Source organism: Lentzea sp. NPDC102401 (assembly GCF_044765805.1).
Classification (GTDB): domain Bacteria; phylum Actinomycetota; class Actinomycetes; order Mycobacteriales; family Pseudonocardiaceae; genus Lentzea; species Lentzea sokolovensis.
On record NZ_JBIWKS010000013.1, the window covers coordinates 154074 to 181012 of the forward strand.

Consider the following 26939-nt stretch of genomic DNA (forward strand, 5'->3'; position numbering starts at 1 on the left):
GACAAACGTCCTGGGGGGGATCATGAAGAAGATTCGTGCTCTTGTCGCGTGCCTTGCCGTCGCAGGCGCTCTGATCGTGACCGCACCGGCGGTGCAGGCCGCCGGAAGTTGCTACCAGTCCGGTCCGCAGGCCGGATACGGAACGACCTACACGTGCGGCATCTGGCGCAGCAACCACCTTTGGGCGATGTACGGCTCGGGGAACTTCCACGGCCTGGACAACATCACCGGCGTTCTCAACGCGGGCAACAGCTGGTTCATCTGCCAGCGCAAGACGGTGGTCAAGCTGGAATACGGGTCGATCAAGAACGACTGGTTCGCCTACACCCTGGGAGACAACGGGTACTGGGGCTGGGTCAGTGCCACCCGCTTCTCGGCGGGCGGGAACTGGGAACCGGTGCCGGGGCTCGGCTACTGCCCCGCCGGTTTCGGGGAGACCGACACCTACCCCGGTGACCGGCCGAGGGGCGGCTCGCGCTGGAACATCCCCGGACCTGACGGCGAGTCCTCCGTGCGGATCAACTAGAAAATCCACTTGCGACGGTCAGTAACGTAGACCGACGTGCGTGTTCACGCCGATTTGATCATTGCTGGATTCCGAAGGTACTCGACCTACCGACAAGCGATGCTGGCCGGAATGACCGCGAACGTGGTCTTCGGCCTGCTGCGAGTCGCCGTTCTCGTCGCCGCTCTCAGGGCGGCGAACGGCGAGATCGCCGACTACGGCGTCGCTGCCACCAACACGTACGTCTGGATCGGGCAGGGGCTGCTCGGGTTCATCCTGTTGTGGGGAACCAACGAGCTCGCCGAGCGCGTGCGATCCGGTGACGTCGTCGTAGACCTGTACCGGCCGTGGCACCTGCAGAGCGCTCTGCTCGCGCAGGACGTCGGCCGCGGCGGGTTCGCGTTCCTGACCAGGCTCGCGCCGCCGATGGCGTTCGGCATGCTGCTGTTCCCGTTCCAGTTTCCGGCCAGTCCGGTGCGATGGCCGCTGTTCCTGGTCAGTGCGGTCATCGCGCTGGTCATCAGCTTCGCGTGCCGGTTCCTGATCGACGTCAGCTCGTTCTGGCTGGTCGACAACCGAGGGCTGTACGGATTCTGGAACGTCACGTCCGGCTTGCTGTGCGGGCTCACCGTGCCGATCGCGTTCTTCCCCGAGTGGGCTCGAGACGTGCTGTGGATGACCCCGTTCCCCGCGTTGATGCAGGCGCCGATCGACGTGTTCCTCGGGCACGGCGACCCGGTGCGAACCATGCTCGTCCAGGTGTTCTGGGCCGTGACGCTGCTCGTGGCAGGTCACCTGCTCCTCCAGCGCGCGGTCCGCAAGGTGGTGGTGCAGGGTGGCTGACACCATCTATCCCAGGCTCATCGGCGCACGGCTGAGAAGCCAGATGTCCTACCGCGCGTCATTCGCGCTCGACCTCGTCACGCAGGTGCTGGCGCAGTGGATCGAGCTGGTCGTCATCCTCGTGCTGTTCGGTCACGTCAGCGCGCTCGGCGGGTTCACCAAGAACGAAGTGCTGCTGATGTACGCGTTCGCGGGTATCGCGTTCGGCATCGCCGACCTCTTCGCGGGACAGCTCGACAACCTGCCGACGTACATCCGCAGCGGCACCTTCGACGTGCTGCTGATGCGACCGCTCGGCACGCTTCCGCAGATCATGGTGTCGGATGTTCGCCTGCGCAGGGTCGGGCGCATCATCGGCGCGATCGCCGTGATGGTCTACGCGCTGACGCACAGCGGCATCGCCTGGACACCCGCGAAGGTCGCGCTGACGATCGCCACGCCGCTGGCGGGCGCGGTCATCTTCAGCGCGATCTGGGTCGTTACGTGCTCGGTGTGCTTCTGGATCGTGGAGGGCCGTGAGTTCGCCAACGCCTTCACCTACGGCAGCAACGCCTTCACCTCGTACCCGGTCAACGTCTACGCCGCCCCGCTGCGCTGGCTGATGGCGTTCATCGTGCCGGGGGCGTTCGTCGCGTACTACCCGAGCCTCGCGCTGCTCGGGAAGCAGGATCCGCTCGGCCTTCCTGGCTGGGTCGGCTGGACATCACCGCTCGTCGCGGGGCTGGCGGCGGTCGTCGCCGGGTTCGTGTGGCGGTTCGCGGTCAGGCACTACCGGGGAACGGGATCATGATCGAGGTCAGGGAGCTCCGCAGGGAGTTCAAGGTCGCCACGTCGAAAGGCCTGCGGCGCAACTACAAGACCGTCACGGCGGTGGACGGCGTCACGTTCGACGTGAAGGCCGGGGAGGCCGTCGGGTACGTCGGGCCGAACGGCGCCGGCAAGTCCACGACGATCAAGATGCTGACCGGGATCCTGGTGCCGACCAGTGGCCACATCAGGGTGAACGGCGTGGACCCGTCGAAGCAGCGGCGCGATCTCGCGAAGCGCATCGGTGTCGTGTTCGGCCAGCGCAGCCAGCTCTGGTGGGACCTGCCGCTCCAGGACAGCTTCGACCTGCTCCGGTCCATCTACCGCGTGTCAGCCGAGGACTACCGGAAGCGGCTCGACGAGTGCGTCGAACTCCTTGGCCTGCAAGAGCTTCTGATCACGCCGGTGAGGCAGCTCTCGCTGGGGCAACGGATGCGTGGCGAGATCACCGCCGCCCTGTTGCACGCCCCGGAGCTCCTGGTGCTGGACGAGCCGACGATCGGCCTGGACCTGGAGTCGAAGGAACGCCTCAGGGAGTTCCTCGCGGACATCAACACCCGCCGTGGCACAACGCTTCTGCTCACCACGCACGACCTCGACGACATCGAACGGCTGTGCCCGCGGCTGATGGTGATCGACCACGGCCGGGTGCTCGCCGACGGACCGCTGGACGAGCTGCGCGCCGAGGTCACCCCTGACCGCGAGCTCGTCATCGACCTCAGGGAACCCGGTCCGGCACCGGACGTCCCTGGAGTGACGGCGGTGCGCAGCGAGGCCAACGGATTGCGACACCACCTCACGTTCAGGAGAGCGGAGACGACGGCGGCGCAGTTGATCACCCAGGTGGTGCGGCAGGTGGAGGTCCACGACCTCGCCGTCGTGGAGCCGGAAATCGACGACGTCATCCGCAAGCTCTACCAACGGCAACTCGATCAAGACGTACGTCGGTAGAGTCATAAGCAACGAATCCGGACACATCGGGCACAAGGAGAGCGAATGCGCCTAGTTGGACCGCTTGCCGCTGCTGTCATCGCGTTGGGCAGCTTGACGGCGTGCGACACGATCCAGGGCGTCAGCGACACCGCGGACAAGGTGAAGTTGTGCGCCGACGCGATCTCGCTCCTGGGCTTCTCGCCGGACATGAGCGACCCGCAGAAGGCTCTGGAGGACACCCAGGCCAAGGCGAAGGAGCTCGAGACCCTCGCGAACTCCTCGCCGGACGAGAACGTGAAGAAGGCTCTCGAAGAGGCCGCGAACGGCATGCAGAACGTGAACTCCGCGGCGGACTGGGTGGCCCAGAAGGCCGACCTCGCCGCGAAGGTCTCCTCGGCTTGCGGCGGATGAGCACTTGAGCCCTGTTGCGCGCCTCCGGTGTCGGCTTAGGCTTTAACGCGTTCGACGCGCCAAGCCTCGGCCGCACACCGGAGGTGTTGCAGCACCATGCAAGCAACAGTGGGTGACAGGCTCCACGTCCACAGCCGCTCCATCGGCCTCGAGGAGCGCCTCGGCGAGATCCTCGAAGTGCGCGGGAGCGACGGGCATCCGCCGTACCTCGTCCGCTTCAACGACGGTCACGAGGGCCTGGTGTTCCCCGGCCCCGACTGCGTCGTCGAGTCGCGGGGCACGATCTGACCCAGCACGGTCGCGATGAGCTCCTCGGCCAGCTGAGGAGTCGCTGCCGCCACGCCTGACCACCGGTGGGTCAGGTCGGGTTCGAACGTGAACGGCCGCCCGCGCAGGTCGACCAGCACCCCGCCCGCCGCGGGGACGGTGACCAGTGCCGTCGCGAGGTCCATGATCCGGTGCGTGTCGCTGCCAGGATCGATGAACGCGTCGACCGTGCCCTCCGCAACCAGCATGGTCTCCAGGCACGTCGTGCACAGCACACGGATGCGGTCAGCGCGGTTCGCGATGCGCAGCCACGCGTCCTGAGTGCCTTTCTTGGGACGCATGATGCACAGCGACGCGCCGTCCAGCGTCGTGCGTCCGGTGGTGCGGAACGACGTCGGCACTCCTGCGCGCGCATGCCACGCACGGCCCGTGTCGAACCACGTCGTGAGAGCTTCTTTTGCCGTGCCGTCTTCGACGAGCGCACCGGCGAAGCAAGAGAGAGGGACGCCGAACGCGGCGTTCGCGGACCCGTCGACCGGGTCGATGACGAGAGTGATCGAGGAACCGTTGTCGACGAACCCGGCTTCCTCGGAGAGCAGGTTCACGCGACTGCGGTGGATGGACTCCAGGATCGCGTCCTCGACGATGCGGTCGACGAGCATCGTCGGTGTTCCGTCGGCACCGTCCGCCACTTCTTCGCGGAGTTCGAGGCGCGTGTGCAGAGATCGGGCACGCCCGTACGCCGCCGACGCCGCGCGGGCGGCATCAGCGAGCGCAGGGTGCACGTCATCGGAGAGCTGTGGCTGGGGAACGTCCCACGGGATCAGCACGTTCCCCACACTGCCACGAAAAACTCAGATCAGGCCGAGGCCCTTGACCGCGTCGCGCTCCTCGACGAGCTCGGCGACCGAGGCGTCGATGCGGGCGCGGGAGAACTCGTCGATCTCCAGGCCCTGAATGATCTCGTAGGAACCACCCGAGGTGCGGACCGGGAACGACGAGATGATGCCCTCGGGCACGCCGTACGAACCGTCCGACGGGATGGCCATCGAGGTCCACTCGGTGCCGTTGACCCAGTCGTAGATGTGGTCGATGGCGGCGTTGGCAGCAGAGGCAGCCGACGAAGCGCCACGGGCCTCGATGATCGCCGCGCCGCGCTTGGCGACGGTCGGGATGAAGTCGTTCTCCAGCCACGCCTGGTCGTTCACGGCCTCGGCGGCGGTCTTGTCGCCGACCTTGGCGTGGAACAGGTCCGGGTACTGGGTGGCCGAGTGGTTGCCCCAGATCGTCATGTTCTGGATGTCGGTGACCGCGACGCCCAGCTTCTTGGCGAGCTGCGACAGGGCGCGGTTGTGGTCCAGACGCGTCATCGCGGTGAAGCGCTCGCGCGGGACGTCCGGCGCGTGCTGCTGGGCGATGAGGGCGTTGGTGTTGGCCGGGTTGCCAACCACGAGGACCTTCACGTCGTCAGCGGCACCGGCGTTGATCGCCTCGCCCTGCGGCTTGAAGATGCCACCGTTGGCCTCGAGGAGGTCGCCGCGCTCCATGCCCTTGGTGCGGGGGCGGGCGCCGACGAGCAGGGCCACGTTCACGCCGTCGAACGCGGTCTTCGCGTCGTCGGTGATCGTGATGCCCTTGAGCAGCGGGAAGGCGCAGTCGTCCAGCTCCATCGCGGTGCCCTCGGCGGCCTTCAGCGCGGGGGTGATCTCCAGCAGCCGCAGGTTGACCGGGGTGTCCGGGCCGAGCAGGTGGCCGGAAGCGATGCGGAAGAGCAGTGCGTAGCCGATCTGGCCGGCTGCACCGGTGACAGTGACGTTCACGGGCGTGCGGGTCATGAGCCTTCCCGAATGACGGTCCTCGTTGACGTCGGGCAGGTCGCCCGGCGACCCGCACGTTACCAACACGTGGCCGATGGCAGAGTGTGAGAGTGGACATCCCCGACGAAGAGATCGGCGAGGACTACGCCGACGCCGTCATGCCCGGTCAGCACTGGGAGAAGCGGTCTTTCACCGACTGCGACTTCACCGAGGCCGACCTCCGCGAGCTCGTCACGACGGGGTGCACGTTCACCCGGTGCGACTTCACCCGGACGGATCTCGGCGAGTCGAAGCACCAGGCGACGGCGTTCCGTCAGTGCACCTTCGACCGCACCGTGCTGACCCGGTCGTCGTTCGACTCGTGCAGCCTCATGGGCTCGAACTTCGTCGACTGCGTGCTGCGGCCCGTCACCTTCACCGAGGTGGACTTCACGCTGGCGTCGCTCGTGAAGGCGCCGCTGTACGACCTGAAGCTCGGCGGTCAGCGGTTCCGCGAGACGAACCTCGTCGAGGCGGACCTGCGCAACACCGACCTGAGCAAGGCGGATCTGATGGGCGCGCGGCTGCTCGACACCAGGCTGGAGGGCGCCGACCTGCGCGGGGCCATGGTGGACGCGAACGGGCTCCGGCAGGCCAAGCTCGCCGGCGCCCTGATCGACATCGACCAGGCGATCGCGTTCGCGGCCGCCTACGGCCTAGTCGTGTCGTGAAGTGATGCGCACGGACGGGTGGATGCGCACGGCCAGTTCCCCGTCCGTGAACTCCACGACGGCGTACGACTCACCCCGGCCCGAACGCACGAGCAACCGGCTCGCGCCCTCGCGATAGAGGTCGACCACGGGTTCGCCGCCCTGGAACCACCGCAACCGAACGGAAGCGGCGTGCTCGTCGAACGAGAGCACCACGTCCTCGACCCGGACGACCTTGATCCACGGCTCGTCCTCGGTTTCGGGGGTGACCCCGAACGCGTCGAGGATCTCGGCGTCGGACGGCACCTGCATCATCGTCTCCAAAACGAACCGCCGCTGACATGGCTGTGGCCGGGATCCGTGCGAATCCCGGCCACTCGAAGCCAAGCGGTCAGTGGTCGGCTGATCCCGTGATCTCCACGAGAACGCCGTCCGCGACCATCTCCTCGACCGCCTTCGGCAGCAGGTAGGCGGTGCCGCCGCCGGGCTGCTCGAACCACGGCACGGCCACGCCCGTCAGCACCTCGAGCGGGCGGCGCAACCGGTACACGCGGTACGGGCGGTTGATCCACGACGGCACGAGGCTGCGTTCCGGGAACGGCGTGCCCGCCACGTAGACGAGGTTGCCGCTCTGGTCGCCGTAGCGGTCGATCTCGGTGCCCGCCGGCAGTTCGAACATCTGCTTGTGGCGGAACAACGTCAGCGGCGGCTCACCTGCCAGCGGTGAGATCGGGAACTTCCGCTTCGACGGTTCCTCCTGCGCCACGGCGGCGGCGACCGGCGAGGGTGCCGGGGCCTGCTGCGGTGCGGGTGGCGGAACCGGCTGCACCTTCGTCGGGGCCGCGGCCGGGGGCAGCGGCGCCTGCTGCACCTGCGTCGGCGCCTGTGCCTGGGGCTGTGCCTGAGGCATCGGCGGGCGCTGCGGCGGCACGGGCCGGCGCGGCTCCTCGCGGAAGCCGTTGGTGATCGGCCTCGGCTGAGGGGGCGGGGGCGTCCGCGGAATCGTGCGGAAGTTGCCCAGCACCAGCCTGCCGACCAGGTACGCCGACGCGTCCTCGACCTTGTCGAACCGCACGGGGTTCTTCGGGCCGTGGTCGAACCAGCACACCTCCCAGCTGTCACCGTCGAGGCGCAGCGTCCAGGTGCGGTCGGCGGGCTCGCCGCCGATCCGGAACACGCCGTGCGGCACGTTGAGGTCGTCGAGCGCGCGGCGGGTGCCCGCCAGCTCGCGGTCCTCCTCCTGCGTGACCTGCCGCGGCGGCTTGACCGGCTCCGGCTCCGGTTCGGGCTCCGGCTCGTTGAACAGCGCCGCGTCGAACTGGGTGGTCTCCTCGGAGCGCGTCGGCGCCGGCGGGGACACGGGAACCACGGGCACGACCGGCAGAACCTCGGCGACGGGCTCCGGTTCCGGTTCGAAGTGCGAGTCGAGCTGCGCCTCGAAGCGGTCCTCGAACTCCGGCTCGAACGCGGTCGCCTCGAAGGAGGTCGTGGACTCGATCTCCTCCTCGGCGAGGTCGGGCTCGTCCTCGGTCACCGCTACGACCGGGTGCTCCTCGGTGACCTCGGCCGGGCTCTCCAGCGGCTCGTCGAGGACCGGGCTCCACGCCATCGTGTCCTGCATGACGTCGCGCGGACGTTCCTCGGTCTCCGCAACCAGGTGGTCCGTGAGCTCCTCTTCGCGGTGATGCGTGAGGAGCTCGGGCTCGTCCGGCCCTGCGGTGGGGATCTCGGGTTCCTCGGGGACGTCCACGTCTACGTGTTCGTCCCGGAGGTCGGTTTCGTTCGGCTTCTCGGCGACGAAATCCGCGACCGGTTCCGGAGCGGGTTCCCGGACGGGCTCCGGCGCCGCGACCTCCGCGACCTCGCTCGGGTGCGGGGCGAACAGGTCCATGCCCGCGCCGTACGTGTCGCGCAGGGTCCGGTCGTCCACGGTGCCGGGCATGCCGTCCGAGTCGAAGACGACCCGGTAGGGAGGGCCGTCGCCGGGCAGCGGCGGTACGGCCACCGCGAGGGTCTCGCCGAGGTCGTCGACGGGCTCGGGCTTGCGCTGCGGCTCCTCGACGACGGGCGGTTCGGGGTAGAACGGCTCGAAGTCGTACTCCTCCTCCGCGTCGTCCGCTGCCTCCGCCTCGGGGGCCTCGAACTTCGTGGCCTCGAACTTGGGGGGCGTGACGAACTGCGTCGCGTCCACCGCGGGTTCGGGCTCCGGTTCGGGCTCGACCGGTGTCGGCACCACGGTGCCGGGAGGCGCGGCGGGAGCGCCCAGGTTCGCCGCGGCGGCGAGCCTGGACTCCTCACTCACCTCAGGCAGGCTGAAACCGGCGGCACGCGCGCGTTCGACCAGCTCGGGCTCGGGCGGCACGCCGTACTTGCGCAGGTAGTACGCGACTCCGGCGGGCCAGATCCACGCACCGTCCGTCTGGAACCCCGACGGCACGACCGGCGGCGCGTCGGGGTGCAGCACGTCGTTGTCGAAGCCGCGACCGGCCACGGCGACCGGCGCGTTCGACAGGTACGCGAGCAGCGGCGCGACCTCGGGCTCCGGCACCGGCGGCCGGTTGACCGACGGACGACCGTTCGGTCCGGCGCCGTCGAACACGCGGACGGTCCGGAACACCGGCGTCGGCGGGTTCAGCCTGCGGCGCAGCCACTCCGGGACGTTCTCCTCGGTACGCGGGAAGAACCGCATCTCGTCGAAGTACGCCTGCTGCGGAGGCGGCGTCTGCCAGCTCGGCTCCGCGCGGTCGAAGTCGAGGTTGTAGCTGGAGGGGTGGTCGAGCTGGTATCGGGCATTGGTCCAGCTGCCCCGGCCCTCGCGGTGCATTCCGGCCCGCAGGCGCGCGAACAGCGAGGCCGCGTCCTGCGGCACCGCCCAGGCGCGCTTCGAGCCGTCCTGCAGCTTGAGTTCGGCCTCCAGTTCGAAGTACCGGCCGGTGGCGCGGTACTGCGCGGTGACACTGCGCCAGTCCTCTGGTGCGGCCCGCATCAGAGTCAGGCCGATCTGCTTAACCAGAGCGTCCTGCTCGGTAGGGTTCAACGGCTTCGGCTCGGACACGCCAACATCTTCCCCCGCAACTCGCCGGATCGCACACGTCCCCCGCCAATGCGCCGAACGGTGGAGACCCGACCATAACGCGGTGGACGTGCGTGGTTAAAGCTGATCAAGAACACTTTCGTCCGGTCTGGAGGGCATGTGACGCGGTCCTCGCAGGTGACCGGTGGTCTGCTGGCGGCGGCGGGCGGAGTGGCCATCGCGGTCCAGGCGCGGGTCAACGGGTCGCTCGCGCAGTCGCTGGGCAACGGTCTGCTGGCGGCGTTGATCTCCTTCGGCGGCGGGTGGTTCGTGCTGCTCGCGGTGGTGCTGTCCCGGCAGTCCGGACGGGACGGGCTGCTGCGGCTGCGGGACGCGCTGCGGCACCGGCGCATCCGGTGGTGGGAGTGCGTCGGCGGCATCAGCGGCGCCGTGCTCGTCGGCTCGCAGGGCCTCGCGGTCGCGACCATCGGTGTGGCGGTGTTCACGGTCGCGGTGGTGATCGGGCAGGTCGTGAGCAGCATGGTCATGGACAACCTCGGGGTCGGTCCCGGCGAGTCGAAGCCGATTACAAAGACACGTGTCGTCGGAGCGGCCGTCGGTGTTATCGCCGTCACGATCGCGGTGTCGGACCGGTTCACGTCGCCCGGCGGGCTGTGGCTCGCGGTGCTGCCGCTGGTCGCGGGACTGCTGATGGGCTGGCAGCAGGCGGTGAACGGGCTGGTGCGCGAGGCCGCGGTCAGCTCGGTGGCGACGATCCTGGTGAACTTCAGCGTGGGCACGGCGGCGTTGGCGCTGGTCAACGCCGTGACGTGGAGTGGCGTGCCCGGCGCGTTCCCCTCGCAGTGGTGGCTGTACCTCGGCGGGTTGCTGGGCATCGTGGGCGTGGGCGGCGCGATCACGTCGGTGCGGTTCATCGGCGTGCTGATGGTCGGGTTGTGCGGCGTGTGCGGGCAGCTCATCGGGGCCGTGCTGCTCGACGCGGTGAGCGGGCGCCTGGCGTTGCCGACGGTCGTCGGCGTGGCGCTGACGCTGGTGTCGGTGGGCGTCGCGGCCCTGCCCAATGGGAGGATGAGGACGTGACTGCGACGCTGCTCAACGGCAACGAAACCCGGAACGCGCTGTTCGAGGACCTCAAGGCGCGGGTCGCCGCGCTGCCCGGCCCGGTCGGTCTCGCCACCGTGCTGGTCGGCGACGACCCCGGCTCGCACTCGTACGTCAAGGGCAAGCACCGGGCGTGCGAGAAGGTCGGCATCAAGTCGATCCGGCGCGACCTGCCCGAGTCGATCACGCAGGAGGAGCTGGAAGCCGTCATCGACGAGCTGAACGCGAACCCCGAGGTCACCGCGTACATCGTCCAGCTACCGCTGCCGAAGCACCTCAACGCCAACGCGATCCTGGAGCGCGTCGACCCGGCCAAGGACGGCGACGGCCTGCACCCGGTCAACCTCGGCAAGCTCGTGCTCGGCGAGGACGCGGCGCTGCCCGCGACGCCGCGCGGCATCGTGGAGCTGCTGCGCCGCTACGACGTGCCGATCGCAGGCGCGAACGTCACCGTCGTCGGCCGTGGCGTCACCGTGGGCCGCCCGATCGGCCTGCTGCTGACCCGCCGTTCCGAGAACGCCACCGTGACGCTGTGCCACACCGGCACCAAGGACCTGGCGGCCGAGGTGCGTCGCGCGGACATCGTGATCGCCGGTGCCGGCAGCCCTGGCCTGATCACCGCGGACATGGTCAAGCCCGGCGCGGCCGTGGTCGACGTCGGCATCACCCGCACCGAGGCCGGTCTCGTCGGCGACGTGGCCCCCGAGGTCCGCGAGGTCGCCGGCTGGCTCGCCCCGATCCCCGGTGGCTCCGGCCCGATGACCGTCGCGATGCTGCTCACCAACACCGTCGAAGCCGCCGAGCGCGCCCATGCAGCGGTCTGACGCGGAAGCGCTCATGCCGGAACAGCGCTGGCGCTCGGGCCCCGCGAAGCACCTGCCGTTCGCGCTGGTGCTCGGGGTCGGTGCGCTCGGGCTGGTGCGGATCTTCCAGTACCACTGGCGGCAGGGCGCCGTGTTGCTCGGCGTGTCGTTGCTGGTCGCGGCCGTGCTGCGGATCCTCGTGACCGACGAGCAGGCGGGTCTGATCAAGATCCGCGGCCGTGGCATGGACGCGTTCCTGTACTCGACGCTGGGCATCGTGGTGATCGCCGTCGCCCTGACGATCACCGGCGGCCCGCTCAGCCGATAGCTCGGTCCACCATGACCTCGACCAGCTCGTCGAGGTCCATGGTGGCCACCACGTCCGGCAGCGTCAGCCGTTCGTAGATCAGCCCCGTCATCGCGAAGTACAGCGAGACGACGGTCATCCGGTCGCCCGGCAGCTTCGACTCCTCGTTGAACGCGACGTTGGCCTCGATGTTCTCGGCGATCGTCCGCGTGAGCGCCTGCCGGATCTCCGGCCTCCTGGTGGCCTCGAGCCGCAGCTCCATCATCGCGAGGTAGCAGGCCTTGTCGGCGTCCGCCCGCTTGATGATGTCGTGCATGAACTTCACCGTCAGCGACCTGTCGCGCGGCATCGCCAACGACTGGGCGACCGACTCGTCGGACGGCATGAGCCGGTCGTGCACCCGAGTCATCACGTTCGACATCAGCTCGTCGCGGTTCGCGAAGTAGTTCGACGCCGTGCCCACCGGCACCCGCGCCTTCGCGTCGATCGCGCGGTAGGTCAGCCCTCGCGCGCCCTCTTCGGCCAGGACGTCGATCGCCGCGTCCAGCAGAGAAGTTCGCCGTGCCTCGTTCCGGACCACGATGCCTCCTTGACAACCACTACAGCCATAGTACTACAGTTGTCGTGGTTGAACGAGATCCAGGGGGTTTGCATGCGAAAGCTCGTCTACTACGTGGCCGTCACGCTGGACGGTTACATCGCGGCCGAGGACGGGACCTTCGACGGGTTCGTCTTCGAAGGCGACCACATGGAGGGCATCAACGCCGTGTACGCGGACACGCTGCCCACCCAGTTCCGCGAGGCACTCGGCCTGCAGGACGCGCCGAACCGGAACTTCGACACGGTCCTGATGGGCCGCAACACCTATCAGGTCCCCGGCGGCCTGGCCTCGCCCTACGCGCACCTGCGCCAGTTCGTCGTGACGTCCCAGGCGCTCGACACCCCGGCCGACGTCGAACTGATCGGCGAGGACGTCGTCGGGCGCGTGCGCTCGCTGAAGGCGGAGGACGGCCTCGACATCTGGCTGTGCGGCGGCGGCAAGCTCGCGGGCGAACTCCTGCCCGAGATCGACAAACTGCTGCTCAAGATCCACCCGGTGGTGTTCGGGCGCGGCATCCCGTTGTTCGACGGGAAGGCCGACATCACGAAGTTCCGGCGCACCGACGCCCAGCTGTTCGAGAGCGGGGTCTCGTTCATGACCTACGAACGCCCCTGAGGCCTGTGCAACCTCCTGTGGAACCGCGCGTCCTGTGGTTTGTTGCATTGGACAGAATCTGGGGGATTCTCGATGACCTGCATCAGCCGACGCACCGTGCTCGTCGCAGGTGCCTCTGCCGCCGCCGCGACCACGATCGCCCACACCGGCATCGCGTTCGCCGCGGCACCAGGCACCAGCGCCCTGCCCAGCCAGGGCAGTTTCGTCAACATCGTCGCGCACACCGACGACGACCTGTTGTTCCTCAACCCGGACATCCAGCCGTCCGTCCTGTCCGGACTTCCGGTGCGGACGATCGTCCTGACCGCGGACCAGAACCAGGGGTTCGGGGACATGACTCGCGAAGAACTGGCCGCGAGCGTGCGGGAAGGCCAGCGCTCCGCCTACGCGAAACTCGCGGGCAAGCCGAACAACTGGAACCGCGAATCCAAGCAGGTCGCGACCATGTTCCTCGAGGTCGACACCCTCGTGGGCGCACCGAACGTCCAACTGGTCTACCTGAGCCTGCCGGACGGTGGCGACGACGACCCGAACTTCCCCGACCACACCTTGGCTCTGCAGAGGCTCTGGAACGACCCGAACTTCGCCGCCCCGACGATCATCCCGACGGGCGGACCTGTCCAGGCGTCCCAGTGGTACAACCAGGCGGACGTGAACAACGTCCTGCTCGCGTTGCTCGACGAGTACCAGCCGACGGTGATCCGCATCCAGGACCCAGAACCGAACTACGACTTTCCGAACGAGAGCGGCGAGCACACCGATCACATCCACGCGGCCAAGTTCGCGACGAAGGCCGTCAAGGCATACGAAGGCACCAACGAGCGCGGGTACGTGCTGTTGACCCGCTACCGCTGCTACAACATCGCCGCGTCTCCCGCCAACGTGCCGGACGCGTTGCGCGGGCCGAAGTCCGAGGCCTACCAGGCGTACGCCGAGCACGACCCGGTCACCGGCCCCGCCTTCGACGAGCACGTGTTCCGCAACTACCACCGGTGGCCCGTCGCCGCGCCGTGGGCGATCGTCGACGGCACGGGCACGCTGCACGCGTTCGTCGCCGCCGGTGACTCGATCATGTGGTGGCGCCAGTCCGTCAACGGCGCCTGGGCCGGACCGCAGATCCTGCGCGCCGGCACGTTCGCACCGGGTGTCGCCGTCGCGCTCAACGGGTCGGGCCTCGTGCACATCGCCGTCCTGGACCTGGACACCGGTTCGATCCTGATCACCGGCCAGACCTCGCCCGGCGGCGGGTTCGGCACCTGGACCGACGTCGGCAACCCGGACGGCGCCACGCCCGCGTTCGGCACGCCCGGCCTCGTGCTCAACGGCGACGGCGGCCTCGAACTGTTCGCGATCAACCAGGCCAACGGCGTGAGCAACGCCTGGCAGAACGGCGACGGGTCGTTCAGCGGTTGGGTGGCGCTGACCGGCAACACCGCCATGATCGTGTCGCCGCCCGTCGGGTTCACCTCGTCGACCGGCCGGATGCACCTGTTCGGCGATGCCAACGGTCAGGTCAACCACTGGCAGCAGAACCAGGGCGGGTCGGCCACGTACAAGTCGATCGGGTCCGTCGAGTGCACGCACGCACCCGGTGTCGCGATGGACGGCAACAAGGTGCGCCTGCTCGTGCGCGAGCACTCGGACGGTGCCGTCGGCACAGTCGCCGAAGGCTCGAGCAACGGCACGTTCGGCGCGCTCGCCCACCTCGGCGGACAGGGCGGTGTCGGTCCGGTCGCGGCCGTGACATCCGGCGGTGGCTCTGCCGCGCGCGTGCTGGTGTTCGCGCGCAACGACAGCTACGGCATCAGCGTGGCGCGACAGACCAGCGGCAACACGTTCAGCCCTTGGGAGGACCTCGGCGGATACGCGGAGGTCGGCCCTGCCGCCGTGCGCGACGCTTCGGGTTTCGTGCGGGTGCTGGTCGTCGGCGCGGACGCGAAGCTCTACGAACGCAAGCAGAGCGCGGCCGGCCCCACGAACCCGTTCGGAGGCTGGCAGGTCGCCGGTAACTAGTTCAACAATTGAATTCGTTCGAAAAAATGATTGACGGCGGACATCGCCCGCCGCAATACTTGTGCCACACACCAAGCCGAAAGGGACAGTCATGACGAGCCAGGACATGCGACGCGGACGCTCCAGCAGCGTCGTCGCCTGCGTGCGCTCATCGCGGCTCCCCAGCTCCTCGCGACCGTTTTCGCAGGTGAGCTCCTTGTAGTGGCCAAGCTTCAGGTCACACGGGGAGCCGCCCATCGGGAAACCGATCAGGGCGGCTCTCTTTGTTTGCCGTGCATTTAAATACACCCTTGTAGCTCAACGGACAGAGTGCGGCGCTACGAACGCCGAGATTCAGGTTCGACTCCTGGCAGGGGTACTCACGGGTGCGAGGGAGACGGCAACCCACCTCATTTGGGATGAGGACACACCGCGTTCGACTCGCGGGCATCCGACGGAAAGGCGCCTTCTGGCGCACCGGTAACGCAGGGCAAAGGAGGGCTGGCCGAGTGGTAAGGCACCGGATTGCTGATCCGTGGTCCAGCAACGTCTGGCGCGCGTTCGATCCGCGCGCCCTCCGCGTCCTCGGGAGGATTGGCCGAGCCCGGTAAGGCAGCTGTCTCGAAAACAGTGGTCAGCGCGCGAGCGCTGCGCAGGTTCGAATCCTGCATCCTCCGCTCCACCGTGTCCTCTGAAGTGCTGATGGCAGCACGCCCGACTGTTACGCGGGAGGACCAGGTTCGAATCCTGGCAGGGGAACTTCAGCGGAAGTCCCGTGACTTCGACGGGATCCGCAGGTCCAGGTGCTGCAACCGGTCCGCCAGCACGCTGACCACGCCCTCCGCCGACTCGACCACGCCCCGCACGAGCATCGCGCCGCTGCCGCGCGCCACCCGCCGGTACCGCGCCCACAGACCCGGCGAGCACACGACGTTCACCATGCCCGTCTCGTCCTCGATGTTGAGGAACGTGACCCCGCCCGCCGTCGCCGGGCGTTGCCGGTGCGTCACCGCGCCGCCGATCAGCACGCGGGTGCCGGGTTCGACGGATGCGAGGGCGGTCACCGGCAGTGCGCCCATCGAGTCCAATGTGGACCGCACGAACTGGGTCGGGAAGCTGTCCGGGGACAGGCCCGTGGCCCAGACGTCCGCCACCGCCAGTTCGACGTCGTCCATGCCGGGCAACGCGGGCGCGTCGACGCCGACCACGGTGCCGGGCAGGCGATCGGACCTGATGGCGGCCACCGCGCCGGCCGCCCAGAGAGCCTCGCGGCGTTCCAGGCCGAAGCAGGAGAAGGCGCCTGCGGTGGCGAGGGCTTCCACCTGAGCCGCTGTGAGCTGCACGCGGGTGCCGAAGTCCTCCATGTCGCGGAACGGTTGTGCGGCAACGATTCGCTCGGCATCTGCGTCGCCGATGCCGCGGACGGCGGACAACCCGATGCGGACGGAGTTCTTGCCCTCGAACGGTTCCAGACCGGCCCAGGGAAGCGACCGGTTCACGCACGGGCCGTGCACCGTCACGCCGTGCCGGCGGGCGTCGATCACCAGCGACTGCGGCGAGTAGAAGCCCATCGGCTGGGCCCTGAGCAGGGCCGCGCAGAACGCCGCCGGGTAGTAGAGCTTGAACCAAGCGCTCACGAACACCAGGTGTGCGAACGACAGGGCGTGCGACTCGGGGAAGCCGAAGTTGGCGAACGCCAGGAGCTTCGCGTAGATGCGGCCGGCCAGTTCCTGGTCGATGCCCTGAGCGGCACAGCCCTCGTAGAAGCGGTCGCGCAGACGTTCCATCCGGGCGGTCGAGCGCTTGGCGCCCATCGCGCGGCGCAGTTCGTCGGCCTCGGCGGCGGTGAAGCCGGCCACGTCCACCGCGATCTGCATGAGCTGTTCCTGGAACAACGGGACGCCGTAGGTCTTCTTCAGCGCGTTCTCCAGCAACGGGTGGTCGTAGTCCCACTTCTCGACCTCGTTGCGGCGCCGGATGTACGGGTGCACCGAGCCGCCCTGGATCGGGCCGGGTCTGATCAGCGCGACCTCGACGACCAGGTCGTAGAACTCGCGCGGCTTCAGGCGCGGCAGCGTCGCCATCTGCGCGCGGCTCTCCACCTGGAAGACGCCGACCGAGTCGGCCTTCTGCAACATCTCGTAGACGCGCTGGTCGTTGAGATCGATGCGCCCCATGTCGACGTCGACGCCTTCGTGGTCGCGGACGAGGTCGATGGCGTAGTGCAGCGCGGAGAGCATGCCGAGGCCGAGCAGGTCGAACTTCACCAGGCCGATGGACGCGCAGTCGTCCTTGTCCCACTGCAGGACCGTGCGCTTGTCCATGCGCGCCTTCTCCACCGGGCACACCTCGCTGACGGCGCGGTCGCAGATCACCATGCCGCCGGAGTGGATGCCGAGGTGGCGCGGGAAGTTCTCCAGCTGCGCGGACAGTTCCAGCACGTCACGCGGGATGTCGCAGTCGTCGGTGGTGGTGCCGAGCGGACCCCACCTGTCTATCTGCTTGCTCCACGCGTCCTGCTGGCCCGGCGAGTGACCGAGCGCGCGGGCCATGTCGCGCACCGCGGATCGGGCGCGGTAGGTGATGACGTTGGCGACCTGAGCCGCGTGCCTGCGGTCGTACTTGGCGTAGACGTGCTGGATGACCTCCTCGCGCCGGTCGGACTCGATGTCGACGTCGATGTCGGGAGGGCCGTCGCGGGCGGGCGCGAGGAACCGTTCGAAGAGCAGGTCGAAGCGGACCGCGTCGACGTTGGTGATGCCGAGCGCGAAGCACACCGCGGAGTTCGCCGCGCTGCCCCTGCCCTGGCAGAGGATGTCGTTGCGCTTGCAGAAGTCCACGATGTCGTGCACGACGAGGAAGTAACCGGGGAAGCCGAGCTGTTCGATGATCCTCAGCTCGTGCTCGATCTGCCGGAACGCCTTCTCGTCGCTGTCGGAGTACCGCCGGCGCGCGCCCTCGTAGGTGAGGTGGCGCAGCCAGCTGATCTCGGTGTGGCCGTCCGGCACGTCGAACGGCGGCAGCTTCGGCGCGACCAGCCGCAGGTCGAAGGCCAGCTGCATGCCGAGCAACGCGGCGTTGTGCACGGCGCCGGGAAAACGACGGAACCGGTGGAACATCTCCTCGCCGCTGCGCAGGAACGCGGCGGGTGACGGCGGCAGCCAGCCGGCCATGTCGTCGAGGCTGCTTCGCGCGCGCACGGCGGCCATCGCGGCGGCGAGCCTGCCACGGCTCGGGGTCGCGTAATGCACCGCATTCGTTGCCACGACAGGGAGTTGCAGCTTCTGCGCCATCGCGTTGAGGATGTCGTTGCGCCTGCTGTCCTCGGGAAGGCCGTGGTCGGTCAGCTCGACGTAGACGCGGCCCCTGCCGAACAGGTCGGTGAGCCTGACGATCTCCTCGAACGCCGCCTCCGGGCCCTCTCTCACCAGCGCGCGGCGGACGGTTCCCTTGCGGCAGCCCGTGAGGACCACGACATCGCCCTTGGTGTCGGCCACGATCTGGTCGATGTCGTAGACGGGTTTGCCCTTCTCGGCGTTGTCGTCGAGGTGGCCGGTGGTGAGCGTGCGGCACAGCCCGTGGTAGCCGTCCTGTTTGCGGGCGAGGAGAAGCAGGTGGTCGCCCTCGGGATCCGGTTCACCGTTGGCGGGCCTGCTCAGTCCGATGCTCAGCTCGGCGCCGAACACCGTGTGCATGCCGAGTTCCTTGGCGGCCTCGGCGAAGCGGACCACGCCGTACATGCCGTCGTGGTCGGTGATCGCGATGGCGTCGAGCTTGAGCCGTTGCGCCTCCTCGACCAGTTCCTCGGGGTGGCTCGCGCCGTCGAGCCAGCTGAAGTTGGAGTGGCAGTGCAGTTCCGCGTACGGCACGCGCTTGCGGGTGACCGCGAGCTCGTCCGCGTGCAGCTCGAACCCCGGCGGGGCGGCGTACCGGTCGCGGTGTCTTCCCCACCCCGGACCGTCGCCGCCGTCGGGTTTCTGTTCGTAGGGCTTGCCGGAGAGAGCCCGCTCCAGCTCTCTCCAGCGGACCGGCGGGTTATTCCAGCCCATCAGGAACCTTCCGCGGCAACGGGATCAGGGTCTCCAGCAGATCCCAGTACTCGTCGTACATCAGTCGTACACCCCTTCCAGAAACCACCTCTGGTCCCTGCGGATCAGCAGGAACGCCTGGTCGTTCGTCTGCACCTGGATGCGCGCGGCCCGGTGCGGGTCCGGCGCCCACCACCGTTCGTCGACCGGCCACGGCCCGGCCCACGCGGTGATCTCCCGCCTCTTTCCTTTGACCGTCAGGCTTCTCGGTTGCGCGGTGAGTTCGAGGCGGCCGGTCACACCGACCTCGCCGCCCGCCTCGTCCTTCAGGTCCGCGGGGTCGTCGGCGAGCGTCGCGGGCGCCCTGGTCAGCCGGCCGGGCCACGGGTGGCCGGGGTTCTTCGCGGGCACTCGTTCGTCACCCCACGGCACGAGCCTGACCTGCTCCTTCGGTCCCCTGCCGCCGTCGATGACCCCGGTGAGCACGCCGTCCGGGCCGAGCAGGCCCTGGACGTGCAGCAACGCCCGCACCGCGCGTTCGTCGTCGTGGCCCCACAACCCGAGCTGGAGCGCGGTGCCGTTGACGACCTCGACCGGTTCGAGGGTGAGCGTGCGGATGCCGGAGGTGAGGCGTTCGCGGGTGAGCCACCCGTCGAGCTGCCAGCGCACCCGGTCCGCGATTCCCCGTGGTGTCAACGGTTCCGCGGCCCGCCACACCCGGTGCAGCTCCTCGTCGTTCTCGGTGCGGGCGTGGATGCCGAGCCGCGTGCACGCGAGACTTCTGGCCGCGAGGTTCTCGTGCAGCCGTTCCGACAGGATCTTCGCGGCGAACGCGGCCGCGTCGATGCGCTCGACCGGGTCGTCGAAGGTCTCGGTGACCGCCAGTTCCGGCGCGGGCCTGCGCTTGTCGAGCGGGCGTTCCGGCAACCCGCGCGCCAGCCGGTGCTGCCGGGTCGCCGGGCCGCCGAACCTCGACGCCACCGCGTTCTCCGGCACGTCCGCGAACGCGCCGAGCGTCTTCAGCCCGAGCCTTCTGAGCAGGTCGACCAAATCTGGAGCATCAAGCTCGTGCACGCCCAACGGCCTGAGGAACTCCGGCGTCCGGTCCGGCGGCACGATCACGTTGCGGTGCGCGGCTTTCATGGCCGCGAACAGGCTGTCGGCCATGCCCACCTGGGCCTCGGTCCCGGTGCGGGCCGCGACGTGGTCGACAATCCGTTCGGCCGCCTGCTCCTCGGACCCGAAGTAGCCGACCGGCCCCTGCGCCGGCACCGCGACCAGCCCGGGCAGCACGACCTCGATGCCGGGCGCGAGCTCCTCGACGGCCTCCGCGACCGGCTCGAAGAACCTCGCGTCGCGCTGCGGATCGTGCTCGAAGGTGATCAGCTCAGGACACATCGCCTCGGCCGCGCGCTTGCGCATCGTCCTCCGGATGCCCTCGGCCCGCGCCACCGCCGAGGTGGACACGATCTCGTTGCCGTCGACCACCGCCACCGGCACGTGCGGGGCGGTGCCGGTGGCGGTGCAGGCGGCGATGACGGGCCAGTCGGGGCACCAGACGGCGAGCAGCCGTGTGTCCTTCACGCCGACGGACCCTTTTGCGCGAGCCTGACCAGGCGTTCCACTGCCTCCGTCCGCCTGGTGACGGCACTGTCCACCCGCCTGGCGGCCAGCTCGTCGGCCCGGCCCGGACCGGCATCAGCCGGCTCGTCGGAGCGGGCCGGTTCGCCGGCCACCAGCGGGAGCTCGATTTCTTCCGCGCCGAAGGTCAGCAGCACGTTCTTCGCGCGTCCTGCCGAACCGCGGCCACCGCGGCGCACGGTGATCTCCTGGCGCCGCAACGTTTCCGCGCCGTCGCGCAACGGGTTCCAGCTCACAGACTCCGCGGTCAGTTCCACGTCGGCCGAGGGCCAGGGGCCGTAGGCGATGAGCACGGAGCGGCGTTGACGGGCACGGGCCGTCAGGCGGCGGGCCAGTGAGGGAGGGAGCGGGCAGGCGACGGCCACCAGGTCGATGCCGTCCAGCAGGGCCGCGATGACCGGGCCCGGATCGGAGCCAGGACGTGGGACCAGTGCCAGGCGTTGCACCGCGACGCCCAGTTCGGCCGCGGCCAGCACTCCCACCTGGGGCAGACCGACCACGGCGGCCCAGCAGCCGTCCGCGGTCGCGCCTGCCAGCAGGGCGAGCAGCAACGATGTCGATCCGCCCACCGACACCGTGCTGCCACGCCGCAAGCCGCCCCACGGGAGCAGGCCCGCCAGTTCCCCGCGAACCGGCAGAACCCGCCCCGTGGTGTGGTCGGTGGTGGTGCTGGTCAACTCGCTGGCCGGGTTCACCCCGAGCGCGGCCAACGACGCCGTTGCCGACCTGGACACTCCACCCACCTCCCTTCACGGACCGTGCGCACCCCTGTGCACGACCGCCGAGGGAAGTTCGGCGACTTGCTTATTCGAACGCTTGTTCGAACGAACGAGATGATCGTAGCGTGTGGACGCACCCCTGTGTCAATCCCAGAGCGTCACCCTTTTGGTGGACACGGTCACACGGGTCCGGAAGCTCCTCTACGGTGGCCCGATCACCGCCGGGAACTGGGGAAATCGTGAACCAACCACCTCCGCACGGCTGGCACCAGCAGCCAGGACCGCCGCAGAACTGGCCACAGCAGGGCTACCAACCGCAACCGGGCTGGGGCCCTCCGCAGCCGCCACCCGGGAAGAGCAAGGCGCCGCTGGTCGTCGGCATCCTCGTCGGCGTGCTGGTGCTCGCGGGCGCCATCACCGCGCTCGTGATCCACCTCAACGTCAACGAGGACGGCGGCAGCCCCAAGCGCGCAGACAAGCTGCCCGCGCTGTGCGGGAACGTGTCCGAGGCCGCGCTGGCCAAGGCGCACACGACGAACCCCAACGGGCTCATGTCACGTGAGACGAAGCTGTCGAAGGGCGTCCGCACGACCTGCTCGTGGAACCAGACCAAGGGCACCGACGGCGCGGGCCACCGCACCACCGACGTCTCCGTCACCAACGAGCGCGAGGAGGCGGAGTCCGCCTTCAGCCGGTCCATCTCGATGTACATGGGCACCACCCAGGGCAGGCCGCTGCAGAAACCGATCAAGGGTCTCGGCGACGAGGCCGTGGTGATCCTGATGGAGACGAAGTCGGCGTTCACCGAGATGTCGGTCATCGTGCGCAAGGGCGAACTGATCGTCAAGGTCGACCACTCGGGCTGGGACGCGGGCCTGTTCGCCAACACGAAGCCCGACCCCGCAGAGCTCGAAGCGGCCGCGAAGGCCGTCGCCGAGGAGATGGTCGCGAAGATCTGAAAGCGAAAGGGCCGCTCCCCCAACGGGAAGCGGCCCTTCTGCCGGCAGATCTAGTGGGCGAAGTGGCGCGTGCCCGTGAGGTACAGCGTGATGCCCGCTTCCTCGGCCTTGGCGATGACCTCGGAGTCGCGCACCGAACCACCGGGCTGCACGACCGCGCGCACGCCGGCTTCCAGCAGCACCTCGAGACCGTCCGAGAACGGGAAGAACGCGTCGGACGCGCCGACCGCGCCCTTGGCCCGCTCACCGGCGCGCTTCACCGCGAGGTGCGACGAGTCGACCCGGTTGACCTGGCCCATGCCGACGCCGACGGTGGCGCCGTTGTCCGCCAGCAGGATCGCGTTCGACTTCACCGCGCGGATGGCACGCCACGCGAACTCGAGGTCCGCCAGCGTCTTCTCGTCCGCGGGCTTGCCTGCCGCCAGGGTCCAGTTCGCCGGCGAGTCACCGGACGCGTCGATGGCGTCGCGCTGCTGCAGGAGCAGGCCCCCGGACACCGGACGCATCTCGGCGCCACCGCGAGCAGGCGCCTCGGCCACGAGGATGCGCACGTTCTTCTTGCGCTGCAACACCTCCACCGCACCGTCCGCATAGGACGGAGCGATGACGACCTCGGTGAAGATCTCCGAGACGAACTCGGCCATCTCCACGGTGACCTCGCGGTTCGCCGCGATGATGCCACCGAACGCGCTGACCGGGTCGCACTCGTGCGCCTTGCGGTGCGCGTCCGCGATGCTCAGCTCGGACACCGCGATGCCGCACGGGTTGGCGTGCTTGATGATCGCGACGCACGGCAGCTCGTGGTCCCACGCGGCACGCCACGCGGCGTCACCGTCGAGGTAGTTGTTGTACGACATCTCCTTGCCGTGCAACTGCTTCGCCGACGCCAGGCCCACGCGGCCGTCGCCCTGCGTGTAGATCGCGGCGCTCTGGTGCGGGTTCTCGCCGTAGCGCAGCACGTTCGACCGGTTCCAGGTCGCGCCGACCCAGCCGGGGAAGCCGCTGCCCTCGTCGTCCGGAGCCAGCGCGTTGCCCATCCACGAAGCCACGGCGACGTCGTAGGAAGCGGTGTGGCGGAACGCGTCGGCGGCCAGGCGCTGCCGGTCGGCCAGGGTGAAGCCGCCCTCGCGGACGTTCTCCAGCACCCAGTCGTAGCGCGCCGGGTCGACGACGACCGCGACGTTGGCGTGGTTCTTCGCCGACGCGCGGACCATCGCGGGACCGCCGATGTCGATCTGCTCGACGCAGTCGTCCGGGGAAGCACCCGACGCGACGGTCTGCGTGAACGGGTACAGGTTCACGACCAGCAGGTCGAACGGCGCGATGTCCATCTCGCGCAACTGCTGGACGTGCGAGTCCTTGCGCAGGTCGGCCAGCAGACCGGCGTGCACGCGCGGGTGCAGCGTCTTCACGCGGCCGTCGAGGCACTCGGGGAACCCGGTGACCTGCTCGACCGGCGTCACGGGGACGCCCGCGTCGGCCAGCACCTTCGCGGTGCCGCCGGTGGACACGATCTCGACTCCGGCCGCGTGCAGGCCGGTGGCCAGTTCCAGCAGGCCGGCCTTGTCGGAGACCCCGATCAGGGCCCGGCGGACCGGTCGCCTCTCGGCAGGAGTGCTCACGGAATGCTCACCTTTCGTCCGTTCACGGTGCAGCCCTCACGGGCGAGCCGGCCGACTGTCTCGACGAGCAGCCGGCGTTCGACGACCTTGATGCGTTCGTGCAGGGTCTCCTCGGTGTCGCCGGGTTCGACGACAACGGCCTCCTGCGCGAGGATCGGCCCCGTGTCGACGCCCGCGTCGACCAGGTGCACCGTCGATCCGGTGACGTGCACGCCGTAGGCCAGGGCGTCGCGCACGCCGTGCGCGCCGGGGAAGGCCGGCAGCAGCGCGGGGTGGGTGTTGATCATGCGGCCGCCGAAGCGGGCGAGGAACTGCTCACCGATGATCTTCATGAAGCCGGCGGACACGACCAGGTCGGGCTCGTACGACGCGACGGCCCCGGTCAGGGCGGCGTCCCAGGCCGTGCGGTCGGCGTGGTCGCGCAGCTTCACGGCGAAGTGGGGCACCCCGGCGCGTTCGGCGCGCTTGAGGCCCTCGATGTTCTCGCGGTCGGCGCCGACCGCGACCACCTCGATCGGGAGGTCCGCGTCCAGCAGGGCCTGCATGAGGGTTCCGGAACCGGAGACGAGTACGACGACGCGCGCCGGTGTGGGAAGCCGAAGTTCGGTGCTCAGCGTCTACTCCTGGTCGTTGCAGCAGCTCAGGAGCAGCCTAGGACGTCACCGTCCCGGCTTGCCGTCCAGGTCCTCCTCGGAGGGCATGCCGAGCATTTCGTCGAACTCCGCATCAAGGTCCTCTTCCTCTTCGAGGTCCTCGTCCGCGTCGTCTTCCTGTTCGTCCTCAACGTCTTCGGCGTCTTCTGGCTCTTCCTCGTCGTACTCGTCCTCGTCGTAGTAGTCGTCGTCCTCGAGGTCCTCCTCGACCTCGAACTCGTCTTCGTCCACGACTTCGAGCTGTTCGAACTGTTCGGTGAGCTCGTCGTCCTCGAACACGACGTCCGGGTCGACGGCCTCCCCGTCCTCGTCGTAGTCCGGCTCGACGAACTCGGCGTCGTCCGCCACCGCGGTCTTCTTGCGGTTCCCCGCGAGCCAGGCCACCAGGGCGCCCGGCACCAGCACCCACAGCACCACGAGCAGCGCGAGCAGGCCCGCGGGCACCGTCACGGGGTCGAACGCGCCGCCGGCCAGCCGTCCACCGGCCGTCGCGGCGAGCACCAGGCTGCCCACGCCCGCCGTGATCGCCGCCACCAGCACCGCGCGCAGCCGCGAGGTCGGCCGGTCGGACACCTTGCGGCAGGTCCAGCCGACGAACACGCCGATCACCGCGCCGCCGGCCAGCACGGCGGGACTCCACGCGAACGCGCTCTCCGGCATGGCCGCCAGCAGCGGAACCGGGGGCACCGGACCGCCGACGAACCGCGTCGGCGCGACCTCGACCCCACCCAGTGAGAACCCGGCGCCCACGACGTACGAGAAGCCCGCGATGATCGCGTTCGGCAGGTAGCCGAGGCACAGCAGGAACACGCCGAGGCCCACACCGAACGACGGACCGGCCTCCGCGAAGAGCCCGCTGGTCGTCGGCCAGGACGCCGCGAGACCGGCGGCCACCGCCAACGCACCCATGCTGACCAGCGCGAACAACGCCATGAAGCCGGAGCGCAGACCGTGCAGCGCCACCGGGTCGAGCTTGTCGAACACCACCTCGACCAGGCCACAACGGCGGGCCACGCCGATCGTCGCGGCGAGACCGGACACGGCCGCGCAACCGAAGAACGCGACAGCCGGTGTGGCGCGCACGACGCCCTCGCCCATGACCAGCGCGATCGTGCCGCCGACGACCGCGTGCGATCCGGCGATGCTGAGCACGACACCGCGCGCCTGCAGCGGTTCGTACAGTCCGAGACGGTCGGCGGCACCCGCGGCGGTGCGGGCGACCAGCAGCATCAGCAACGCCGTTGGCAGCAGCGGCAGCACGCCGAGCTGGCCGGAGTCGAAGCGCAGCGGCACGTGGTGCGCCGCCAGCCAGGCGGGCGCGGCGGCGCTGAGCACGCCTGACGTGGAGAACTCGGCGTACGTGGCCGTCGCGGAGACCAGCGCGAGGACCGCGGCGACCGCGGCATATCCGACGACCACCGATCCGACCGCGGAGGCGATGAGCACACGCGTGCGTTCGGACCGCGAGAACTCCGGTGGGCGCACGGTGTTGACCTCGCGGGTCACATCGCGTTGCAGCACGGGCACTTCTCCACTGTGTCAGGCCGCCTGAGCCATTCGGGGCAGGCACGCCGGGTCATACGACAGGGGTGGCGCCGGAGAACCGGCACCACCCCTGAGGTCGAACGGTGTGCGGACCTTACTGCTGCGGTCCGCCGAAGCCGCCGGGCGGCGTGCCCGGCGAGCCGAACTGGCCCGGCTGCGGCATGAAGCTGGTCTGCTGCGGCGGCTGACCCGGCTGGGCGGGCTGCTGCGGCTGCTGACCGAACTGCTGCTGCTGACCGAACTGCTGAGGCGCCTGCTGCTGCGGGGCCTGCTGGGGCGCGCCGTGCTGCGGGTGCTGACCCTGCTGCGGGAACGCGCCGGACTGCGGGTTCCAGCCGCCCGGCTGGCCCTGCTGCTGACCCGCGTACGGGTTCGGGGGCTTCGGCTCGAACTTCACGATGCCCTCGGCGAGCAGGAACGCGAGCACGACCGCGGCCGTCTCGAGCAGCGCGACGATGAGCAGCACGATGTCGAGGCCCTGCACGGACGGCGACTTGATGATGCCCTGCAGCTGGAGCAGCGTCTGGACGGCCGCGAGGACCGCGGCGACCGGGACGAAGCCCTTCGGGATGCTGGGCAGCACCGAGAGGCCGGCGAGCATGCCCGCGGCCACCAGGTACGTCACGTTGCCGCTGACGTCGTCCGCGAACGCGACGAGGTAGGCGACGAGGCCGAGACCCGCCGCGACCAGCGGGAGGATCAGGGCCAGGTTGATGTTGTTGGCGCCGGGGGCCCCGTGGGCCGGCGGCGGAGCCTGGTGCTGTGCCGGACCCGGCGGCTGCTGTTGGGGTGCGCCGTAAGGCACGGACATGTCGAGGTCTCCTCCTCAAACCAGGGTGCGTCGAATGACGCTAGCAGTGCTCTGCACCCGCTACTAAGACGATGGACCGATCATGCCGGTTCCGCCATACGAGCGAGAGCCGGACTCCGAAAGTAGCCGGAACCCGGCACCGTGTTCACTTTTCGCCACTACACGGCGAGGGCCGGACTCCGAAACTACTCGGAACCCGGCCCTCGCGTTGTACTGCGTGTATGAGATCAGAGACT

Annotated in this window: 25 protein-coding genes and 4 tRNA genes; 17 read left to right on the forward strand and 12 right to left on the reverse strand. The window is 69.2% G+C overall.

The features are described from left to right. Positions 1–22: 22 nt before the first annotated feature. The 6 genes from ACIRG5_RS36750 to ACIRG5_RS36775 all read left to right on the forward strand — a co-directional run bounded on the left by ACIRG5_RS36750 (position 23) and on the right by ACIRG5_RS36775 (position 3787). Complete coding sequence (locus tag ACIRG5_RS36750) at positions 23–526, forward strand: hypothetical protein (RefSeq protein ID WP_402913700.1); 504 nt, start codon at positions 23–25, stop codon at positions 524–526. 111 nt (positions 527–637) lie between these two features. Continuing rightward, complete coding sequence (locus ACIRG5_RS36755) at positions 638–1348, forward strand: ABC transporter permease (RefSeq protein WP_402913703.1); 711 nt, start codon at positions 638–640, stop codon at positions 1346–1348. Next, complete coding sequence (locus tag ACIRG5_RS36760; protein ID WP_402913706.1) at positions 1341–2138, forward strand: ABC transporter permease; 798 nt, start codon at positions 1341–1343, stop codon at positions 2136–2138. Before ACIRG5_RS36755 ends, ACIRG5_RS36760 begins: the two co-directional genes overlap by 8 nt. Beyond that, positions 2135–3106: an ATP-binding cassette domain-containing protein gene (locus ACIRG5_RS36765; RefSeq protein WP_402913709.1), complete on the forward strand. Its 972-nt coding sequence runs from the start codon at positions 2135–2137 to the stop codon at positions 3104–3106. Before ACIRG5_RS36760 ends, ACIRG5_RS36765 begins: the two co-directional genes overlap by 4 nt. A gap of 45 nt (positions 3107–3151) precedes the next feature. Beyond that, on the forward strand, positions 3152–3499 hold the full coding sequence (locus ACIRG5_RS36770; RefSeq protein ID WP_402913711.1) for a hypothetical protein: 348 nt from the start codon (positions 3152–3154) through the stop codon (positions 3497–3499). Between the two features lie 96 nt (positions 3500–3595). After that, positions 3596–3787 (forward strand): DUF1918 domain-containing protein, encoded by a 192-nt coding sequence (locus tag ACIRG5_RS36775; protein WP_319975014.1) that lies wholly within the window; start codon positions 3596–3598, stop codon positions 3785–3787. Here the strand turns inward: ACIRG5_RS36775 and ACIRG5_RS36780 are convergent. Both ACIRG5_RS36780 and ACIRG5_RS36785 read right to left on the reverse strand, forming a co-directional pair. After that, positions 3727–4605 (reverse strand): inositol monophosphatase family protein, encoded by an 879-nt coding sequence (locus tag ACIRG5_RS36780; RefSeq protein WP_402913714.1) that lies wholly within the window; start codon positions 4603–4605, stop codon positions 3727–3729. The two genes, ACIRG5_RS36775 and ACIRG5_RS36780, sit on opposite strands and share 61 nt — an antisense overlap. A 15-nt stretch (positions 4606–4620) precedes the next feature. Then, positions 4621–5601: a malate dehydrogenase gene (locus ACIRG5_RS36785; RefSeq protein WP_089914997.1), complete on the reverse strand. Its 981-nt coding sequence runs from the start codon at positions 5599–5601 to the stop codon at positions 4621–4623. A gap of 140 nt (positions 5602–5741) precedes the next feature. On the opposite strand from ACIRG5_RS36785, the gene ACIRG5_RS36790 reads away from it, so the two are divergent. Further along, on the forward strand, positions 5742–6293 hold the full coding sequence (locus ACIRG5_RS36790; protein WP_402913982.1) for a pentapeptide repeat-containing protein: 552 nt from the start codon (positions 5742–5744) through the stop codon (positions 6291–6293). On the opposite strand, the gene ACIRG5_RS36795 is transcribed toward ACIRG5_RS36790, so the two are convergent. Both ACIRG5_RS36795 and ACIRG5_RS36800 read right to left on the reverse strand, forming a co-directional pair. Beyond that, positions 6279–6584 carry a hypothetical protein gene (locus tag ACIRG5_RS36795; RefSeq protein ID WP_402913716.1) on the reverse strand — a complete coding sequence of 102 codons (306 nt, stop codon included), beginning with the start codon at positions 6582–6584 and terminating at the stop codon, positions 6279–6281. The two genes, ACIRG5_RS36790 and ACIRG5_RS36795, sit on opposite strands and share 15 nt — an antisense overlap. Positions 6585–6663: 79 nt before the next feature. After that, positions 6664–9327 carry a glycohydrolase toxin TNT-related protein gene (locus ACIRG5_RS36800; RefSeq protein WP_402913719.1) on the reverse strand — a complete coding sequence of 888 codons (2664 nt, stop codon included), beginning with the start codon at positions 9325–9327 and terminating at the stop codon, positions 6664–6666. 138 nt (positions 9328–9465) lie between these two features. Here ACIRG5_RS36800 and ACIRG5_RS36805 point away from each other — a divergent pair, with 138 nt between their 5' ends. From ACIRG5_RS36805 to ACIRG5_RS36815, 3 genes are read left to right on the forward strand one after another with little or no spacing between them, the layout of a single operon-like run. Further along, the gene (locus ACIRG5_RS36805) at positions 9466–10386 is read left to right on the forward strand and encodes a DMT family transporter (RefSeq protein WP_402913722.1); all 921 of its coding nucleotides are present in this window, start codon (positions 9466–9468) and stop codon (positions 10384–10386) included. Beyond that, positions 10383–11231, forward strand: coding sequence for a bifunctional methylenetetrahydrofolate dehydrogenase/methenyltetrahydrofolate cyclohydrolase (locus ACIRG5_RS36810; RefSeq protein ID WP_402913724.1), 849 nt, complete (start codon positions 10383–10385; stop codon positions 11229–11231). The genes ACIRG5_RS36805 and ACIRG5_RS36810 overlap by 4 nt, the downstream gene beginning before the upstream one ends. 13 nt (positions 11232–11244) lie before the next feature. Continuing rightward, positions 11245–11538: a DUF3017 domain-containing protein gene (locus ACIRG5_RS36815; protein ID WP_330278306.1), complete on the forward strand. Its 294-nt coding sequence runs from the start codon at positions 11245–11247 to the stop codon at positions 11536–11538. On the opposite strand, the gene ACIRG5_RS36820 is transcribed toward ACIRG5_RS36815, so the two are convergent. After that, positions 11528–12097 (reverse strand): TetR/AcrR family transcriptional regulator, encoded by a 570-nt coding sequence (locus tag ACIRG5_RS36820; protein WP_402913727.1) that lies wholly within the window; start codon positions 12095–12097, stop codon positions 11528–11530. The two genes, ACIRG5_RS36815 and ACIRG5_RS36820, sit on opposite strands and share 11 nt — an antisense overlap. A 72-nt stretch (positions 12098–12169) precedes the next feature. On the opposite strand from ACIRG5_RS36820, the gene ACIRG5_RS36825 reads away from it, so the two are divergent. From ACIRG5_RS36825 to ACIRG5_RS36850, 6 genes are all read left to right on the forward strand, one after another. After that, a complete protein-coding gene (locus tag ACIRG5_RS36825; protein ID WP_402913729.1) occupies positions 12170–12733 on the forward strand; it encodes a dihydrofolate reductase family protein in 564 nt (187 codons plus the stop codon). 72 nt (positions 12734–12805) lie between these two features. Beyond that, the gene (locus tag ACIRG5_RS36830; protein ID WP_402913732.1) at positions 12806–14746 is read left to right on the forward strand and encodes a PIG-L family deacetylase; all 1941 of its coding nucleotides are present in this window, start codon (positions 12806–12808) and stop codon (positions 14744–14746) included. Between the two features lie 286 nt (positions 14747–15032). Next, positions 15033–15104: transfer RNA gene (locus tag ACIRG5_RS36835), tRNA-Arg, on the forward strand. 116 nt (positions 15105–15220) lie between these two features. After that, positions 15221–15305 (forward strand) — tRNA-Ser (locus ACIRG5_RS36840). A gap of 8 nt (positions 15306–15313) precedes the next feature. Next, positions 15314–15402, forward strand: a tRNA-Ser gene (locus ACIRG5_RS36845). A gap of 10 nt (positions 15403–15412) precedes the next feature. Then, positions 15413–15484: transfer RNA gene (locus ACIRG5_RS36850), tRNA-Asn, on the forward strand. 2 nt (positions 15485–15486) lie between these two features. Here the strand turns inward: ACIRG5_RS36850 and ACIRG5_RS36855 are convergent. Genes ACIRG5_RS36855 through ACIRG5_RS36865 form a run of 3 tightly spaced genes read right to left on the reverse strand, consistent with a single transcriptional unit; the run spans position 15487 to position 21128 of the window. Continuing rightward, the gene (locus ACIRG5_RS36855) at positions 15487–18774 is read right to left on the reverse strand and encodes an error-prone DNA polymerase (RefSeq protein ID WP_402913734.1); all 3288 of its coding nucleotides are present in this window, start codon (positions 18772–18774) and stop codon (positions 15487–15489) included. Between the two features lie 60 nt (positions 18775–18834). Next, complete coding sequence (locus ACIRG5_RS36860; protein ID WP_402913737.1) at positions 18835–20337, reverse strand: DNA polymerase Y family protein; 1503 nt, start codon at positions 20335–20337, stop codon at positions 18835–18837. Continuing rightward, positions 20334–21128, reverse strand: a complete 795-nt coding sequence (locus ACIRG5_RS36865) for a hypothetical protein (protein WP_402913740.1) — start codon at positions 21126–21128, stop codon at positions 20334–20336. Before ACIRG5_RS36865 ends, ACIRG5_RS36860 begins: the two co-directional genes overlap by 4 nt. A gap of 224 nt (positions 21129–21352) precedes the next feature. On the opposite strand from ACIRG5_RS36865, the gene ACIRG5_RS36870 reads away from it, so the two are divergent. Then, the gene (locus ACIRG5_RS36870) at positions 21353–22072 is read left to right on the forward strand and encodes a hypothetical protein (protein WP_402913742.1); all 720 of its coding nucleotides are present in this window, start codon (positions 21353–21355) and stop codon (positions 22070–22072) included. Positions 22073–22122: 50 nt separating this feature from the next. On the opposite strand, the gene purH is transcribed toward ACIRG5_RS36870, so the two are convergent. From purH to ACIRG5_RS36890, 4 genes are all read right to left on the reverse strand, one after another. After that, positions 22123–23694, reverse strand: coding sequence for a bifunctional phosphoribosylaminoimidazolecarboxamide formyltransferase/IMP cyclohydrolase (gene purH, locus ACIRG5_RS36875; protein WP_402913745.1), 1572 nt, complete (start codon positions 23692–23694; stop codon positions 22123–22125). Next, on the reverse strand, positions 23691–24308 hold the full coding sequence (gene purN, locus ACIRG5_RS36880; RefSeq protein ID WP_319975188.1) for a phosphoribosylglycinamide formyltransferase: 618 nt from the start codon (positions 24306–24308) through the stop codon (positions 23691–23693). Before purN ends, purH begins: the two co-directional genes overlap by 4 nt. A gap of 45 nt (positions 24309–24353) precedes the next feature. After that, complete coding sequence (locus tag ACIRG5_RS36885; protein WP_402913748.1) at positions 24354–25868, reverse strand: DUF6350 family protein; 1515 nt, start codon at positions 25866–25868, stop codon at positions 24354–24356. A gap of 118 nt (positions 25869–25986) precedes the next feature. Beyond that, positions 25987–26703, reverse strand: coding sequence for a DUF5336 domain-containing protein (locus ACIRG5_RS36890; RefSeq protein ID WP_402913751.1), 717 nt, complete (start codon positions 26701–26703; stop codon positions 25987–25989). Positions 26704–26939 lie beyond the last annotated feature (236 nt).